Here is a 14,519-nt window from a genome sequence, read left to right on the forward strand (position 1 = left end):
GCTGCGCAGCCGATCGGGGATAAATCCCCTCGCCACAAAGGCTCTCTCCAAGATGATGATTTCAACAATGACAGTCATCTGGCATTGGGATATTTGCGCTCAAGACAAATATCAAATGCCCATCCCCGTATTTTTCCGCACAACCCATACCCCGACACTGCGCTCCATCGAAACCTCTACTGGATTGCCGTCATGCCCATTGCCTTGCTCGCGCTGACCCTCAGCGCTGGTCACTGATTCAAAAAAAATCCCATGTGCAGGGGCTTTTGCGGTGTTTTCAAGAATGCACCGTCCGTAACGCCGTCGAAACTTTCCCGAACCGTGCGCAGTCATCAGCAGACAGAGGCTGTACGAGGGCTTTCAACGGGAGGGTGGCATGGCAACGATTCACATCGGTATTTCCGGCTGGCGCTACGCTCCGTGGCGCGGGGATTTCTACCCGAAAGGACTGGCGCAAAAGCGCGAATTGCAGTTCGCCTCGCGGGCCGTCAACAGCATCGAAATCAATGGATCGTTCTACGCCCTGCAACGGCCCGAACGCTATGCGCAGTGGTACGTCGAAACGCCCGATGACTTCGTTTTCAGCGTCAAGGCGCCGCGTTTCATTACCCACATTCGCCGCTTGCGCGAGATCGAAAAACCGCTGGCGAATTTCTTCGCCTCCGGGGTGCTGGAGTTGAAGGAAAAGCTTGGCCCGATCCTTTGGCAATTCCCGCCCAACTTCAAATTCGACGCCGAACGCTTCGAGCATTTCCTCGCCCTGCTGCCCCACGACACCGAGGCGGCTGCCGCCCTCGCCCGTCAGCACGATTCCCATCTGCATGGCCACGCCAGCCTGAAGGCTTACGGCAAGAAACCGTTGCGCCACGCCGTGGAAATCCGTAACGACAGCTTCATCGACCCTGACTTCGTGCGCATGTTGAAACGCTACAACACCGCACTGGTGATCGCCGACACCGGCGGCAAGTGGCCGTACCGCGAGGACGTGACCAGCGATTTCGTCTACCTGCGCCTGCACGGTGCCGAAGAACTGTACGCCAGCGGCTACACCGCCCCCGCGCTGAAACGCTGGGAAGAGCGGATCGACGCCTGGCACCACGGCCAGCAACCGAAAGACGCGCACTTGATCGCACCACGGGTAAAACCCCGGGCGCGAAAATCCCGCGAAGTATTTTGCTATTTCGACAACGACATCAAAGTCCGCGCGCCGTATGACGCACGTGATCTGCTGCATCGTTTCGACCTCGATGGAGGACTCGCCACCACCCCCGGCGAACCCGCCGGCGAAGGGGTGCTGGCATGAGTATTCCAGAGCCGGTCGGTTTCACTGACGAAGGTGCCGAGGTCGCGTCATCCGTGCGCTGTTTCACCGTGCTGACGGTCAACACCCACAAGGGTTTCACTGCACTGAACCGGCGTTTCATTCTGCCGGAGTTGCGCGAAGCAGTGCGCAGCGTAGCCGCCGACGTGGTGTTTCTGCAGGAAGTCCATGGCACCCACGAGCACCATCCCCAGCGTTACGACAACTGGCCGAAGATGCCGCAATACGAATTCCTCGCCGACAGCCTCTGGCCGCAGTTCGCCTACGGGCGCAACGCGGTCTACCCGGAGGGTGATCACGGCAATGCGCTGCTGTCGAAATTCCAGATCATCCGTCACGACAACCTCGATGTGTCGATCAGCGGCCACGAGAATCGCGGCTTGCTGCATTGCGTGCTGCGCCTGCCCGGTGACGGCGTCGAGGTCCATGCGATCTGCGTGCATCTGGGCCTGCGTGAAAGCCACCGCAACGCGCAACTCGGCTTGCTCATGCAACGCCTCGCCGAACTGCCGGACGACGCGCCGGTGATTGTCGCCGGCGATTTCAATGATTGGCGCCAGCGGGCCAGCGAATTGCTCAAACCTTGTGGTCTGCGCGAAGTATTCGCCGAGCATCACGGCAAACCGGCGCGAAGTTTTCCGGCACGGCTGCCCGCGCTACGGCTGGACCGCATCTACGTGCGCAACCTCAAGGCCCGCCAGCCGAAAGTCCTGGCGAACCGGCCCTGGTCACACCTTTCCGACCACGTACCGCTATCGGTGGAGATCGAACTATGAGCAGCGCACCGCTGGAGAAGTCCGCCGTGGAACCGATCAGCATCAATCCGCCGATCCGCGAGCCCGGTCAGGTCGATGTCGAGTACCACTGGCAGGGCAACAACCGCGTCGAACTGTTGGAAAACGGCGAGGAATATTTCCCGCGAGTGTTCGAAGCGATGCGGGCGGCGAAGAGTGAAATCCTGCTCGAGACCTTCATCGTTTTCGAAGACAAGGTCGGCGCCGAACTACAGGAGATTCTGATCGATGCCGCGCAACGTGGTGTGCGCACCACCGTCAGCCTCGATGGCTTCGGTTGTGGCGAACTCACCAGCGGTTATCTCTCGGCGCTGAGCGATGCCGGCGTACACCTGCAAATCTTCGATCCGGCCCCCAAACACCTAGGCTTTCGCACCAACTGGTTCCGCCGTTTGCACCGCAAGATCGTGGTGGTCGACGGCTGGATCGCGTTCATTGGCGGGATCAATTTTTCCGGCGATCACTTGTTGGATTTTGGCCCGGAAGCCAAGCAGGATTACGCAGTCGAAATCCAGGGACCGGCGGTGGCCGACATCCATCATTTCGCCCTGCTGCAAAGCGGTCGTCCCGGACGAGCGCGGTTCTGGTGGCAGCGCCGGCGCCAGCGCCGCGCAGATATGGCCTTCACTGAACACGACGGCCAGGTACGACTGGTGTTTCGCGATAACGATCAGCACCACAGCGATATCGAAGAGGTGTATTTGCAGGTCCTGCGCCGGGCCAAACGCCGAGTGGTCATTGCCAACGCCTACTTTTTTCCCGGCTATCGCCTGCTGCGTGAAATCCGCAACGCCGCACGGCGCGGCGTCGAGGTGCGGCTGATCCTGCAAGGCCAGCCGGACATGCTGGTGGCGAAACTCGCGGCGCGCATGACCTACGACTATCTGCTCAAGGCCGGCGTGCAGATCCATGAATACTGCCAGCGGCCGTTACACGGCAAAGTCGCGTTGGTGGACGAGGAATGGAGCACCGTCGGCTCGAGCAATCTCGACCCGCTGAGCCTGTCGTTGAACCTCGAAGCCAACGTGCTGATCCGCGACCGCGCGTTCAATCAGGAACTGTTCCGACGCCTCGAAGACCTCAGCCAGAATCACTGCAAAGCCATGGACGCCAGCAAGTCGCCGCGCGGGCGGGTCTGGCACATGACCGTGGGTTTTCTGGTGTTCCACTTTTTGCGGCATTTTCCGGCGATGGCCGGTTGGCTGCCTGCGCACAAACCGAGGCTCAAGCCGTTTCGAGGTAATCGCTCATGAGCCGTTCCGCAGTTCATCCGCATCAGCAATCAGCGCCAGCCACTCACTCACGCTGGAGTAAATGGAAGCGTCCGCTGACGGTGCTGTTTTTTCTCGCATTGATCGTGCTGCTGACGATGTTCGCCCGCCGCATAGAATGGGCCGAAGTGTTGCAGACCCTCGCTGATTTCAAAGTGCGCACGCTGATCATCGCCGCCAGCGTGACGTTGCTGAGTTTTCTGACTTACGCCAGTTTCGACCTGATCGGCCGTACTTACATCCGCCAGGACCTGACCTGGAAACAGATCCTGCCGGTGGGGATCATCAGCTACGCGTTCAACCTCAATCTCAGCGCCTGGGTCGGCGGCATCGCCATGCGTTACCGGCTGTATTCGCGCCTCGGCGTAAGCAAAAGCAACATCGCCAAGATTCTCGGCCTGAGCCTGGCGACCAACTGGTTTGGCTACATGACCATCGCCGGCGTGGTGTTCAGCAGCGGATTGGTGAGCATGCCGCCGGGCTGGAAAATCAGCACCACGGCGTTGCAAGGCATCGGTGTGCTGTTGCTGCTGATCAGCGCCGGGTATCTCGCGGCGTGCCAATTTTCCAAGCGCCGTGAATGGTCGATTCGTGGCGTGGAAATCAACCTGCCATCGCTGCGCATGGCGGTGTTGCAGTTGCTGCTGGGCGCGTTGAACTGGTCGCTGATGGCCGCGGTGATCTTCACGTTGCTGCCGAGCAAACTCGACTATCCGTTGGTGCTTGGCGTGTTGTTGATCAGTGCGATTGCCGGGGTCATCACCCATATTCCGGCGGGGCTCGGGGTACTGGAAGCGGTGTTTGTGGCGCTGCTGCAACATGAGGCGTCGCGGGGCAGTCTGGTGGCGGGGTTACTGGCGTATCGGGCGATTTATTTTCTGTTGCCGTTACTGATTACGCTGGTGATGTATTTGCTGGTGGAGGCGAAGGCCAAGTCGCTGCGGATCGAAAAGAAACCTTCCTGACATTCCTGTAGAGGCCGATGGCCTCATCGCTGGCAAGCCAGCTCCCACAATGGAATGCATTTTCCTGTGGATTGTTGAGGCTGAAGGCACCATCGCTGGCAAGCCAGCTCCCACATTTGGAATGCATTTCCCTGTGGATTGTTGAGGCCGATGGCCTCATCGCTGGCAAGCCAGTTCCCATATTGGAATGCATTTCCCTGTGGGAGCTGGCTTGCCAGCGATAGCGTCAGGAAGAACAACACAACCTATGAAGACTGGATGATGCTCAACCGCTCACCCACGACCATCTCGGTAATCCAGTCCACCAGAATCGACGTATACGCCTGCTGCGAAACCGGGTCGCTCAACGCATGATCCGCGCCATCAATGATCCGGTGCGTCAACGAATGGGTCTGCTGACACGCGGCGCGGTAACTCATGATCGTCGCGTGGGGCACGTAGGCGTCGGTTTCCGACTCCACCAGCAACACGTCTCCGGTGAATTGCGAACATGCGTGCAGTGCCCGATTGCTGTCGGCACGTACCAGGGTGCCGCGATAATCACGCAAGTCAGCCTTGTCCAGATCACGCTTGGGTGTGTGCCATTGCTCGTCGCGGTACAGCGCCGGCACTCGCAGCGCCAGCCAGCGTACCGGGCGTAAGGAGGTGAGGATCGAAGCCAGATAGCCGCCGTAACTGGTACCAACCACGGCAATCGCGGAGGTATCCAGCGCCGGGTGCGAAAGCAAGCGATCGTACGCTGCCAGAAGATCGCGCAGATTGTCCTCACGCGTTACCCGCGTCAGTGGAATCCCGGTGCCGCCCGTGTGCCCGCGCAAATCGAAGGTCAGGCACACACAACCCAGGCCGGCAATCCCTTTGGCCCGCTCAAGATCGCGCTCCTGGCTACCGCCCCAACCGTGGACAAACAACACTCCCGGCACCTTGGATTTGGGACTGAGAAATGTCCCGCTCATCTGCTCGTCATCAATGTCGATTTGAATGCTTTCGCTTCTAGCCGTCATAGGATTTGACCGTTACGTACTTAAGGAGAAATTCGCTGTTCTCTGCCGGGCCGCGATACACCTCGATGGCGTCCGCCGGCAGCGGCTGATCAATATAGGTTTCCACCGAAGACACGCGTATCGCGCGCATAGTCGGGTCGTTGACGAAACTTTGCAGCGCAGCCACTTCGGCGCTGCTGGCGCCGCCCATGCGCCAGGATTGTTCGAGCACGCCGCTGCGGGTTTGGCCATTGCTGTCCAGCCCCTGAGCGATGTCGTAGTTGCGCCGCGAGGCGTAGAAGCGCGGGTAGGCTTCATCGGCGGCGCTGTCGAAAACCTGCGCCTGTTCGATGGCCAGGCGCACAGGATCAGGCAGCTCCAGTGTCAGCAAATCCTCGTAGCCGCCCTGCACCACCAGCAGATTCGAGCCGCCGTAGACGTCTTCACCGTGAGCGTCCTGGGTCAAGTATTGATCACCGCAGTAGCTCAGCACTTTATCGCCGATGAATGACTGGCCGACGCTGTGGGTGATGACCTCGCTCAAGTCCTGCTCCAGCACCACGCCTTCGCTGAACAGCGCTTGAGCTTCGGGGCGGGCGAGGATTTCATCGAAGGCATCGAGGCTTTTGATCACTTCCTGACCGCGACCGGCGCAGGCGTGAATCGGCTTCAATCGAATCGGTCCGTTGTACAACAAATGCTCGGCGGCAGGTCGCGCATCGTCGAGGGAAAACACACTGAGACCGTCGAGAACCACGTTACGCACGCGTTCGGAAAACAGTGGCGACCAGCCTTTCGGTGCGTGAGCCAAATGACTGCGCAAACCATGGCTGATGGCTTTGGTGCAGATGAAATCGTGTTCGACGTAACCGCCCCACAGATCATCCGGGCCTTTGATGCCTAGTTCGTGAGCCTTGGCGGCGCCGACAATGGTCTGCGTCGGCAACAGATAGAGGTCACGGCCACGATGTTTTTCAGCGTCGTAACTGCCGCCAAATTTGAGCCCGAGAATCTGCGCCAGCCAACGGGCCAGGGCCTTGTTGGTCTGCACTTCATGCTGGGGCGCGGTGGCGCGTACCGAATGGGCGACGACTTGTTTTTTGCTCGGTATCGGGGTCATGCGTTTCCCCTTACATCGACGCGTGAATGTAGTGGAAAGGGGTGCAGAGATCAGGCCAACGGTGCAGCTGGGGAAAATGCCGGTGAATCAACTGCTTGCCAAAATCGTGATGGCACCGCGCCCGTTTCAATCTGCACGACCCTCTATAAAATCCCGGCAAATTGCACGACCCACGGCATCACGCAAAACCCTGTGGGAGCTGGCTTGCCAGCGATATCGGTGGGTCAGCCACCGACCTGTCCATCTGAAAGGCCCGAATCGCTGGCAAGCCAGCTCCCACAGGTATTGAGGTGAGTCGGTTTACCGCGTTGAACCAAACCGTGCGCGATACTCACTCGGCGCCAGGCCCGTGACTTTCTTGAAGATTGCACGAAACGCCCCCGGGTCCTGATACCCCACCGTCCACGCAATGTGATCAATCGTGCCGTTGGTAAATTCGAGCATTTCCCGAGCCTTGCCCACGCGCAGATGTTGGCAGTATTCGGTCGGTTTCAACCCGGTTGCCGCGCGAAACCGGCGCAGGAATGTACGTTCCTCCAACCCAGCCCGCTCGGCCATCGTTGTCAGCGAGACCTCCGTGGCGCCGGTACCTTGCAACCAATGCTGAACCTTGAGAATCGGCGCATCGCCATGGCTGAGAATCGGCGCAAAGTTACTGCCGCAGGCACTGGCGCTGTCGCTGTGTTCGACCACGAGAAACCGCGCGGTGCCGGTGGCGATGCTCGGCCCGAGCAGACGATCGACCAGACGCAGCCCCAGTTCCGACCAGGCCATCAACCCGGCTGTGGTGATCAGATCCCCGTCATCGACAATCGGCGTATCGGCCTTGAGTCTGATCTTCGGATAGCGCTCGGCGAAGGCTTTGGCCGACGTCCAGTGCGTGGTGGCGCTGCGGCCGTCGAGCAAACCGCTTTCGGCCAGCAGCAGCGAACCCACGCAGACGCCACCGAGGGTGGCACCGCGAGCGTGTTGATCACGCAGCCACTGCAATAAACCGGTGGGCATCTGTGCTGCAGAAAACCCGCCGATCGACGGCGGAATCAGTACCGCCAGCAAAGCACCTTCACCACCCGGGCCGCTGTCGAAAACCCGCTGCGGCGCCTGATCGCCTTCAACCTGCCAGTGACTGACGCGTAGCAACGGCAACTGCGCCGACTGATGTTCGGCGGCGATCCGGTTGGCCACCGCGAACAGGTCGGTCAGGCCATGCACCGCCGCCATCTGCGCACCGGGATAGATCAACACGCCCAGTTCGCTAATGGCAGGTGCGCCGGCGGCCTTTTCTGCGACCATTGTCAGTTTTCCCCTGTCTATTGTCGGTGCGGCCAATCCTCGTATTAACCGGCAGCGCCAATACTGAAGCCACTTCCAGCCAACTCACGAGGACACACCCATGGCCCAGCAAGCGCTCATCGTAGTCGATATCCAGAACGACTACTTCCCCCAAGGCAAGTGGCCGCTGGTCGGTGCGGACGCCGCCGCCGACAACGCCGCGCGACTGATCGCGGCCTTCCGTGATGCGGGTGATTCGGTGATCCACATCCGCCACGAATTCACTTCAGCGGACGCACCGTTCTTCACCCCGGGCTCTGACGGCGCCAAGCTGCATCGCAAAGTGCTGAACCGCGCCGACGAGCCCGTGGTGCTCAAGCATTTCGTCAACGCGTTCCGCGAAACCGAATTGCAGTCGATCCTTGACGAAAAAGCCATCAAGGAACTGGTGGTGGTCGGCAGCATGAGCCACATGTGCGTCGACGGCATCACCCGTGCGGCGGCGGATCTGGGTTATGCCGTCACGGTGATTCACGATGCCTGCGCCAGCCGTGACTTGGAGTTCAACGGTTTGACCGTACCGGCAGACCATGTCCACGCGGCGTTCATGTCGGCACTGGGATTCGCCTATGCCAACGTGGTCTCCACCGACGAGTTTCTCCAGCGCTAAGCGCCCCGCAAATACTTTGCAAAACCCTGCGCCCGCGACCTCGCGGGCGTTTTTGCGTGGGACGAAAAAATCTCACGCGTGAGCCATTGATGGCATTTTGAATTGGTTGTAGTGTGCCTCACGCGTGAGATGTTCATAACGGAGTCACTGCCATGAAAAGCCCCTCCCCCGCGACTAAGTCTGGGAGCCCGAAGGGAGAGCGCTCGAAACCGTCCGCGAAAAAACCATCGAGCTTTTATATGAAGCAGATGCGCGCGGGCCTGGCCGCCGCCGGTTATGTGAAACACGAAACTTGGGTGCTTCCGGAAAACCGAAGCGTGCTCAAGCAAATGGAGCAACAGCTACGCCAACCGATTCTGGCTGGCTCATTCATGTCGGAGAATTACATGAGCGCAGGCAACAACTGGAACATCGATAGCCTCTTCAACGCCCTCAAGGCACTGGACGAGGTGGCTTCGCAGGAGATCACGCTGTCGCTGATCCAGAGCTCCGAACCCAGCCTCAAGCTGGAAATGAACGAATTCGGCGGTCTGCCGATTCACATCGCCCTGGCCGGCGCGCAGATCATCGTCGACACCGTGCTGGTGGACATCGAATCGATCACCGACGTGCACGCCTTCAACGACGCAGTGCTGCGCAGCCGGGAAATGTTCCCGCTGTCGTCCATTGGCATCGAGTCGATGCCCAACGGGCAGACCGTCTACAACATGTTTGGCGCCCTCAGCGCCGGCTCAAGCCTGACCAACGTCGTCACCGAGGTGAAAACCCTGGTCGACAACGTGCAGCGCGCCAGCGAAGCCTTCGAACACTTCTTCAAGTAATCCACAGGGAATATCCAATGACTCAGTCCATCTGGAGCAAGTTGTTCACAGCGCTGCGCGGCGGCGCCAGCGAAGTCGGCGAAGCCATCGTCGATCAACAGGCCCTGCGCATCCTCGACCAGGAAATCCGTGACGCCGACACCGCGCTGTCGAACGCCCGTCGCGAACTGGTCACCATCATGGCCAAGCACAAACTGGCCGCCGATCGCGTGAGCGAGTACGACGCCAAGATCAAGGATCTGGAAGCCAAGGCTGTTGCCGCCCTGAACGCCGGCCGTGAAGACCTGGCGCTGGAAGTCGCCGAAGCGATTTCGACCCTGACCATCGATCTCGATGCCGAGAAAAAGCTGAGCGACGAATTTGGCACTTACGCCGAAAACATGCGCAAGGACATCAACAAGGCCGAAGCGCGGATCAAGAGCCTGCGCCAGCAAGTGGACATGGCCAAGGCCCGCGACAGCGTGCAGAAAGCTCAGGTCAGCGCCTCCATCGCCAGCGGCGGCGCCAACGGCAAACTGGAAACGGCAGTCAGCACCCTCAACCGTCTGCAAGCCAAACAACAGCAACGAGCTGCCGAGCTGAGCGCGGCGGATGAGTTGGCGGATGCGTCGACCGGTAACGACCTGGAGCGCAAACTGCGCGACGCCGGGATCACGCCGAACGAAGGCAGCGCGAATGCGATCCTTGAGCGCCTGAAGCAGAAGTCCGCTCAGTAAGCGTTTACGCAAAACCCCTGTAGGAGTGAGCCTGCTCGCGATGAGGCCGGAACATTCAACAAACGTGTTGTCTGAACCGCCGCCATCGCGAGCAGGCTCACTCCTACATGGTTTGCGGCGTGCAATTGCTTCTGCTCGTTCACGCGTAGCCCGGTACACTAGCGGCGCTTTTTTACGACGACTACTCCACCCGCCTCAAGGAATGTACCCATGGGATGGTTTAAAGACTTGCTGGGCACCACCGCTGCGCCAGCGCCACCCGTCGCCGATGGACCACTCGGCATGGCGCAAGGCAAAGGGGTCAGGTTCGATTCGACCCTGACGTTGTTGCTCGATGGCTCAAGCTCCGTACGCGTACCTGTCGATCAGGCGATCTGGAGCGCCGGCTGGGTCGACCTCGGCCAATCCAACAAGCTGCGTCGCTACTACATGAATGACGAAGATTTCTGGTTGCAAATCCACGTCACCGGCGACGATCAGATCGAATCGGTCATCCTGTTCAATTACCTCAGTTACGTGACCGTCAACACCGACGCCGAACTGCAGCGCCTCGCCGGCCCCAACAGTTTGATCGGCCTGCCGACCTACACCCACGAGGGGATCGAATACACCCGTGAGTGGGGCACCGAACAAGGCCAGACCGAGCTGGTGCCATTGACCGAGCAGGTGGTCAATCCGGACGAGAGCTACACCATCCGGCACCATTCGATGCTCTACGCCCGCGAGACCGGCCTGACCGATCGCCGCGAGCTGTTGCTGTTCTCCGTTGAACAGGACGAAGAAGGCACCGTCAGCCTGAGCACTTCGCTGGGCATTTCGCTGTATACGACTGACCTGAGCGCCATTTAACAAAGGAAGTTTTTCATGCTGGAAGTGCTGGCCGTTTCCCTGAACAAAACCGCTTTGACCGGTTTCGTCGTTTACCTGATCGGCGCCGTGCTGCTGTTCATGCTGTTTCAGTTTGTCTACACGCGCATCACCCCGCACAAAGAGTTCGAGCTGATCCGCGCCGGCAACACCGCCGCCGCGATCGCACTGGCCGGCGCAATCATTGGTTTCGCCATTCCCGCCAGCAACGTGATCGCCTTTTCGGTCAACGTCCTCGACTTCGTGCTCTGGGCGGTGATTGCAGCGGTTGTGCAACTGTTGGCGTTTCTCGCCACGACTCTGGTGCTCAAGGGCACATCCCAGCGCATCGCCAACGGTGAAATTGCCTCCGGCATCTACGTGGCCGCTGTGGCGATCAGCGTCGGCATGCTCAACGCGGCGTGCATGACACCGTCCAACTGATCGGCAGGAAGCCTTAGATGAAACGAAGCAAATACGTTCAGTTGTCCCTCGCGGCGTCGGTGGCCATGGCCATTACCGGCGAAGCGGCGGCGGTGGATCAGCCGCGTAACTTCCAGAGCGTCGAACAATGCGTCGATGCCGAAGTGGCCGCCGAGGTCTGCTCGAACGCCTATGTGGCGGCACTCACCGAACACCGGCGCATCGCCCCGGCGTACGACGACAAGACCAAATGCGACGAGGATTTCGCCGCCAACTGGTGTCAGAAAAATTCTGATGGTCGCTTCGTGCCGAAACTCGGCGGTTTCAAAGTGCCGCAGAAAGGCGATGCGGTGCAGAACCTCGACGCCATTGCCGATGCGCCAATGCCGGCCGATGACACGACAACGACCCACGCGACCCAGACCACCACACACTACTCCGGCGGTGGCGGTGGTAATGGCTGGCTGAGCGGCTGGTTGTTCGGCAATGCGACGAGCAACAACGCGAACCGCACGGTTTACCGCGACCGCGATACGCGGCAGACCTACGACACCTCGACCCAGTACCGCAAAATCGAATCGGCGCCACGCAGTCAACCGGACTACGACAGCAGTAAAAGCAAACCGGTAAACGTTGCCTCCTCGACATCCCGCGGCGGCTTCGGCAGCCAGTCCAGCGCCCGCAGCGGTTGGGGTGGCTGGGGCAGCAGTTCCGGTCGATCGAGCAGCTGACGATGAAGAAGATCCACTGCGCCGAGCGCCACGACTGGAAACAGACAGCGGAAAGCCTCGGCTTCATGTTCCACACCATCGACGACGAACCCTACTGGGACGAGCGCGCGTACTACCAGTTCACGCTCGCGCAGATCGAAAACGATCTGGAGGACCCGACCACCGAACTGCATGAGATGTGCATGGACTTGGTCGACCGCGTCGTGCACAGCGAGGAGCTGCTGGATCGCCTGAGCATCCCGGCGTCGTACTACGACATGATCCGCACTTCCTGGCTGGAAGGTCATCCGCATCTGTACGGACGCATGGACTTTTCCTACAGCGGCAACGGTCCGGCAAAACTGCTGGAGCTCAACTACGACACCCCGACCAGCCTTTACGAAGCAGCGGCGTTCCAGTGGGGCTGGCTGGAGCAGTGCATCGAGCGCGGTGCCCTGCCGCGCCATGCCGACCAGTTCAACAGCATCGACACCAAGTTGCATCAGGCCTTCGCCGAGTTGCAGCTCAAGCGACCATTCTATTTCGCCTCGATGAAAGACTCGGTTGAAGACAAAGGCACCACGGACTACCTGCGCCTGATCGCGGAAAAGGTCGGCATCGAATCACGGCACATCGACATCGAAGACATTGGCCTGACGGCTGCCGGGCGCTTTGTCGACCTTGAGGATCGCTGGATCCCGCACTTGTTCAAGTTGCACGCCTGGGAGTTCATCTTCCACGAACCGTTCGGCGCGGCGATTGCCGAGTGCGATACGCAGTTTTTCGAGCCGCCGTGGAAGGCGATCCTCTCAAACAAAGGCGCGCTGCCGTTGCTGTGGGAGCTGCACAAGGGCCATCCGAATCTGCTCGCGGCGCACCTCGACCCGAACCCGACCAGCGCTGTGCCCAAGGGTTGGGTGCGCAAACCTTACTTTTCCCGGGAAGGCGCCAACATCGAGTTGCAAACCGCTGACGGACTGATCGTCAAAGAGGACGGGCCGTACACCGATGCGCCGTTCATCCTGCAGGAATTTGCACCGCTGCCGAAGTTCGATGACAGCTACACGCTGATCGGCTCCTGGGTGATCGGCGATCAGGCGGCGGGGATTGGCGTGCGCGAAGACAACAGTTTGATCACCAAGGATTCGAGCCGGTTTCTGCCGCATCTGATCCTCGACTGATCGTCCAGGCGCAGCAACTGGCTCCCATGAAAAAGCCGTAGCGTTGAGGCGCTACGGCTTTTTTGTGCTTGCCTGGACTACGACAGTTCAGTGGTGCGCGATGGCACCTGTGCCGGGGCTTCTTGCCTGGCGGATTCCGGCGAGGCGACCCCGGCCATTCGGCGACGGGAGATCTCCGCCCCCCGACGACGCAACGGAGTTTCGACAAAGCGATAGTTCAGTTCGCTGCACACCACCATGATCAACAACGACGTGAGCGCGAGCTCAAGCGTATATCCCGGGCCTAGCGTCGTGCCACTGGCAGCAGCAACGCGAGTCCAGATTTCGGTACTCAGGTGATACGCGAAGATGTGCACGACGTACAACGCGTAGGAACGTGAGCCCAGCCATTCGAACAGTCCACGCAACAGCACCGGGCAATAGATGTAGCCCTTCTGATAACTGGCCAGCCACACCGTGATCGCGGTTGTCATCGCCACCAGACCAAATGCGATCGGCACATTGATCATTTGACCGGAGATAGCGCCTAGCATGTACAGCAGGAACAACGTGATCCCCAAGCGCTTGAGCAGGCTGCCGCCGAGCGCGACCGGTTCAATCTCCTTGTACAGCGAGGTGCGCGAAAACAGACAGAGCACGATCCCCCACATCATGGCGTCCATACGGAACGAGAACAGCAGAGGCGCTGGCGGCGCACCGAAACCGTTTCGATCAAAGCCGAACTGCAGGGCAATCAGCGCCAGCAAGATGATCAGCCGCCAGCGCGTCGACGTCACCAACAGCAGAAACAACGGAAATATGAAGTAGAACTGCTCTTCCAGCGCCAGGCTCCAGTACACCGAGTTAGGTCCCAGAAGCGTGCCGTGCAGGTTCGCCAGGTTGCCGGTGAATGTGGCGACCGCGGTAAAACTGCGCAGATTGTCGAACCAGGACTGAAAGGCGTTCGACTGGTTGAAAAATATCGAGAAAACCAGCGGTATCAGCACCCACAGCCAGGCTGTCGGCAGAAGACGATAGGCGCGTCTGATCCAGAACGAGGTGGCGGCAAGGCCGAACCGGTTCTGCTCACGATTTTTGTCGAAGTAATCGAGGTAAGCCTTGCTGACGACATAACCCGAGATGCAGAAGAACAGATCCACCCCGGTCCATGGCGAATAGATGCTGAACACCTTCAGGATGTACATATCGTAAAACGGCAGCAGTTGGGGCAGATGGGTGAAGATCGTCATGACGATGGCCGCGCCACGCAGATACTCGATTTCCTTATTCTTGATACTGCTCATCGGATTCTCTTGTTGTTAAAGACCAGGCGGCTGATCTGAGTTTCTTTTCCGGGAGAATTGCACGGGTATGCCTATTTCCGGGACGGATCATGGAACGGCTGGTCCTCGCCTTCAAGAGCCTCCCCGAAACTTTAATGCCAACG

The 14,519-nt window shown here is 59.6% G+C and carries 15 protein-coding genes; 11 read left to right on the forward strand and 4 right to left on the reverse strand.

The window, feature by feature from the left end; genetic code table 11:
- Positions 1-376 precede the first annotated feature (376 nt).
- Genes AC3WMT_RS09555 through AC3WMT_RS09570 form a run of 4 tightly spaced genes read left to right on the forward strand, consistent with a single transcriptional unit; the run spans position 377 to position 4,351 of the window.
- Complete coding sequence (locus AC3WMT_RS09555) at positions 377-1,303, forward strand: DUF72 domain-containing protein (protein WP_103303746.1); 927 nt, start codon at positions 377-379, stop codon at positions 1,301-1,303.
- Positions 1,300-2,097, forward strand: a complete 798-nt coding sequence (locus AC3WMT_RS09560) for an endonuclease/exonuclease/phosphatase family protein (protein WP_103303747.1) — start codon at positions 1,300-1,302, stop codon at positions 2,095-2,097. The genes AC3WMT_RS09555 and AC3WMT_RS09560 overlap by 4 nt, the downstream gene beginning before the upstream one ends.
- Positions 2,094-3,368, forward strand: coding sequence for a cardiolipin synthase ClsB (gene clsB / locus AC3WMT_RS09565; RefSeq protein ID WP_103303748.1), 1,275 nt, complete (start codon positions 2,094-2,096; stop codon positions 3,366-3,368). The genes AC3WMT_RS09560 and clsB overlap by 4 nt, the downstream gene beginning before the upstream one ends.
- On the forward strand, positions 3,365-4,351 hold the full coding sequence (locus AC3WMT_RS09570) for a lysylphosphatidylglycerol synthase domain-containing protein (RefSeq protein ID WP_103303749.1): 987 nt from the start codon (positions 3,365-3,367) through the stop codon (positions 4,349-4,351). Before clsB ends, AC3WMT_RS09570 begins: the two co-directional genes overlap by 4 nt.
- Before the next feature lie 245 nt (positions 4,352-4,596).
- Here AC3WMT_RS09570 and AC3WMT_RS09575 read toward each other — a convergent pair whose 3' ends face one another.
- From AC3WMT_RS09575 to AC3WMT_RS09585, 3 genes are all read right to left on the reverse strand, one after another.
- Positions 4,597-5,355, reverse strand: coding sequence for an alpha/beta hydrolase family protein (locus tag AC3WMT_RS09575; protein ID WP_103303750.1), 759 nt, complete (start codon positions 5,353-5,355; stop codon positions 4,597-4,599).
- Positions 5,345-6,454, reverse strand: a complete 1,110-nt coding sequence (locus tag AC3WMT_RS09580; protein WP_103303751.1) for a DUF3182 family protein — start codon at positions 6,452-6,454, stop codon at positions 5,345-5,347. The genes AC3WMT_RS09575 and AC3WMT_RS09580 overlap by 11 nt, the downstream gene beginning before the upstream one ends.
- A gap of 300 nt (positions 6,455-6,754) precedes the next feature.
- The gene (locus AC3WMT_RS09585; RefSeq protein WP_103303752.1) at positions 6,755-7,747 is read right to left on the reverse strand and encodes a GlxA family transcriptional regulator; all 993 of its coding nucleotides are present in this window, start codon (positions 7,745-7,747) and stop codon (positions 6,755-6,757) included.
- 100 nt (positions 7,748-7,847) lie between these two features.
- On the opposite strand from AC3WMT_RS09585, the gene AC3WMT_RS09590 reads away from it, so the two are divergent.
- The 7 genes from AC3WMT_RS09590 (at position 7,848) to AC3WMT_RS09620 (ending at position 13,093) form a co-directional block, all read left to right on the forward strand.
- The gene (locus AC3WMT_RS09590) at positions 7,848-8,396 is read left to right on the forward strand and encodes a cysteine hydrolase family protein (RefSeq protein ID WP_103303753.1); all 549 of its coding nucleotides are present in this window, start codon (positions 7,848-7,850) and stop codon (positions 8,394-8,396) included.
- 152 nt (positions 8,397-8,548) lie between these two features.
- A complete protein-coding gene (locus AC3WMT_RS09595) occupies positions 8,549-9,217 on the forward strand; it encodes a YjfI family protein (RefSeq protein WP_103303754.1) in 669 nt (222 codons plus the stop codon).
- 17 nt (positions 9,218-9,234) lie between these two features.
- Positions 9,235-9,933 carry a PspA/IM30 family protein gene (locus AC3WMT_RS09600; protein ID WP_103303755.1) on the forward strand — a complete coding sequence of 233 codons (699 nt, stop codon included), beginning with the start codon at positions 9,235-9,237 and terminating at the stop codon, positions 9,931-9,933.
- A gap of 210 nt (positions 9,934-10,143) precedes the next feature.
- Positions 10,144-10,782: a DUF2491 family protein gene (locus AC3WMT_RS09605; RefSeq protein WP_103303756.1), complete on the forward strand. Its 639-nt coding sequence runs from the start codon at positions 10,144-10,146 to the stop codon at positions 10,780-10,782.
- A gap of 15 nt (positions 10,783-10,797) precedes the next feature.
- Entirely contained in the window at positions 10,798-11,223 is a 426-nt protein-coding gene (locus AC3WMT_RS09610) for a DUF350 domain-containing protein (protein ID WP_103303757.1), read from the forward strand.
- A 17-nt stretch (positions 11,224-11,240) separates the two neighbouring features.
- Entirely contained in the window at positions 11,241-11,933 is a 693-nt protein-coding gene (locus tag AC3WMT_RS09615) for a DUF1190 domain-containing protein (protein ID WP_103303758.1), read from the forward strand.
- A 2-nt stretch (positions 11,934-11,935) separates the two neighbouring features.
- Positions 11,936-13,093: a glutathionylspermidine synthase family protein gene (locus tag AC3WMT_RS09620; RefSeq protein ID WP_103303759.1), complete on the forward strand. Its 1,158-nt coding sequence runs from the start codon at positions 11,936-11,938 to the stop codon at positions 13,091-13,093.
- 77 nt (positions 13,094-13,170) lie between these two features.
- On the opposite strand, the gene AC3WMT_RS09625 is transcribed toward AC3WMT_RS09620, so the two are convergent.
- Positions 13,171-14,376, reverse strand: coding sequence for an acyltransferase family protein (locus tag AC3WMT_RS09625; RefSeq protein WP_103303760.1), 1,206 nt, complete (start codon positions 14,374-14,376; stop codon positions 13,171-13,173).
- Positions 14,377-14,519 lie beyond the last annotated feature (143 nt).

The organism is Pseudomonas sp. FW305-7, from assembly GCF_058786735.1.

What these genes read in the sequence shown, in the direction of transcription:
- AC3WMT_RS09555 (WP_103303746.1), top strand. Translation starts at nt 377, where the DNA reads ATGGCAACGATTCACATCGGTATTTCCGGCTGGCGCTACGCTCCGTGG.
- AC3WMT_RS09560 (WP_103303747.1), top strand. Translation starts at nt 1,300, where the DNA reads ATGAGTATTCCAGAGCCGGTCGGTTTCACTGACGAAGGTGCCGAGGTC.
- clsB (WP_103303748.1), top strand. Translation starts at nt 2,094, where the DNA reads ATGAGCAGCGCACCGCTGGAGAAGTCCGCCGTGGAACCGATCAGCATC.
- AC3WMT_RS09570 (WP_103303749.1), top strand. Translation starts at nt 3,365, where the DNA reads ATGAGCCGTTCCGCAGTTCATCCGCATCAGCAATCAGCGCCAGCCACT.
- AC3WMT_RS09575 (WP_103303750.1), bottom strand. Translation starts at nt 5,355, where the DNA reads ATGACGGCTAGAAGCGAAAGCATTCAAATCGACATTGATGACGAGCAG.
- AC3WMT_RS09580 (WP_103303751.1), bottom strand. Translation starts at nt 6,454, where the DNA reads ATGACCCCGATACCGAGCAAAAAACAAGTCGTCGCCCATTCGGTACGC.
- AC3WMT_RS09585 (WP_103303752.1), bottom strand. Translation starts at nt 7,747, where the DNA reads ATGGTCGCAGAAAAGGCCGCCGGCGCACCTGCCATTAGCGAACTGGGC.
- AC3WMT_RS09590 (WP_103303753.1), top strand. Translation starts at nt 7,848, where the DNA reads ATGGCCCAGCAAGCGCTCATCGTAGTCGATATCCAGAACGACTACTTC.
- AC3WMT_RS09595 (WP_103303754.1), top strand. Translation starts at nt 8,549, where the DNA reads ATGAAAAGCCCCTCCCCCGCGACTAAGTCTGGGAGCCCGAAGGGAGAG.
- AC3WMT_RS09600 (WP_103303755.1), top strand. Translation starts at nt 9,235, where the DNA reads ATGACTCAGTCCATCTGGAGCAAGTTGTTCACAGCGCTGCGCGGCGGC.
- AC3WMT_RS09605 (WP_103303756.1), top strand. Translation starts at nt 10,144, where the DNA reads ATGGGATGGTTTAAAGACTTGCTGGGCACCACCGCTGCGCCAGCGCCA.
- AC3WMT_RS09610 (WP_103303757.1), top strand. Translation starts at nt 10,798, where the DNA reads ATGCTGGAAGTGCTGGCCGTTTCCCTGAACAAAACCGCTTTGACCGGT.
- AC3WMT_RS09615 (WP_103303758.1), top strand. Translation starts at nt 11,241, where the DNA reads ATGAAACGAAGCAAATACGTTCAGTTGTCCCTCGCGGCGTCGGTGGCC.
- AC3WMT_RS09620 (WP_103303759.1), top strand. Translation starts at nt 11,936, where the DNA reads ATGAAGAAGATCCACTGCGCCGAGCGCCACGACTGGAAACAGACAGCG.
- AC3WMT_RS09625 (WP_103303760.1), bottom strand. Translation starts at nt 14,376, where the DNA reads ATGAGCAGTATCAAGAATAAGGAAATCGAGTATCTGCGTGGCGCGGCC.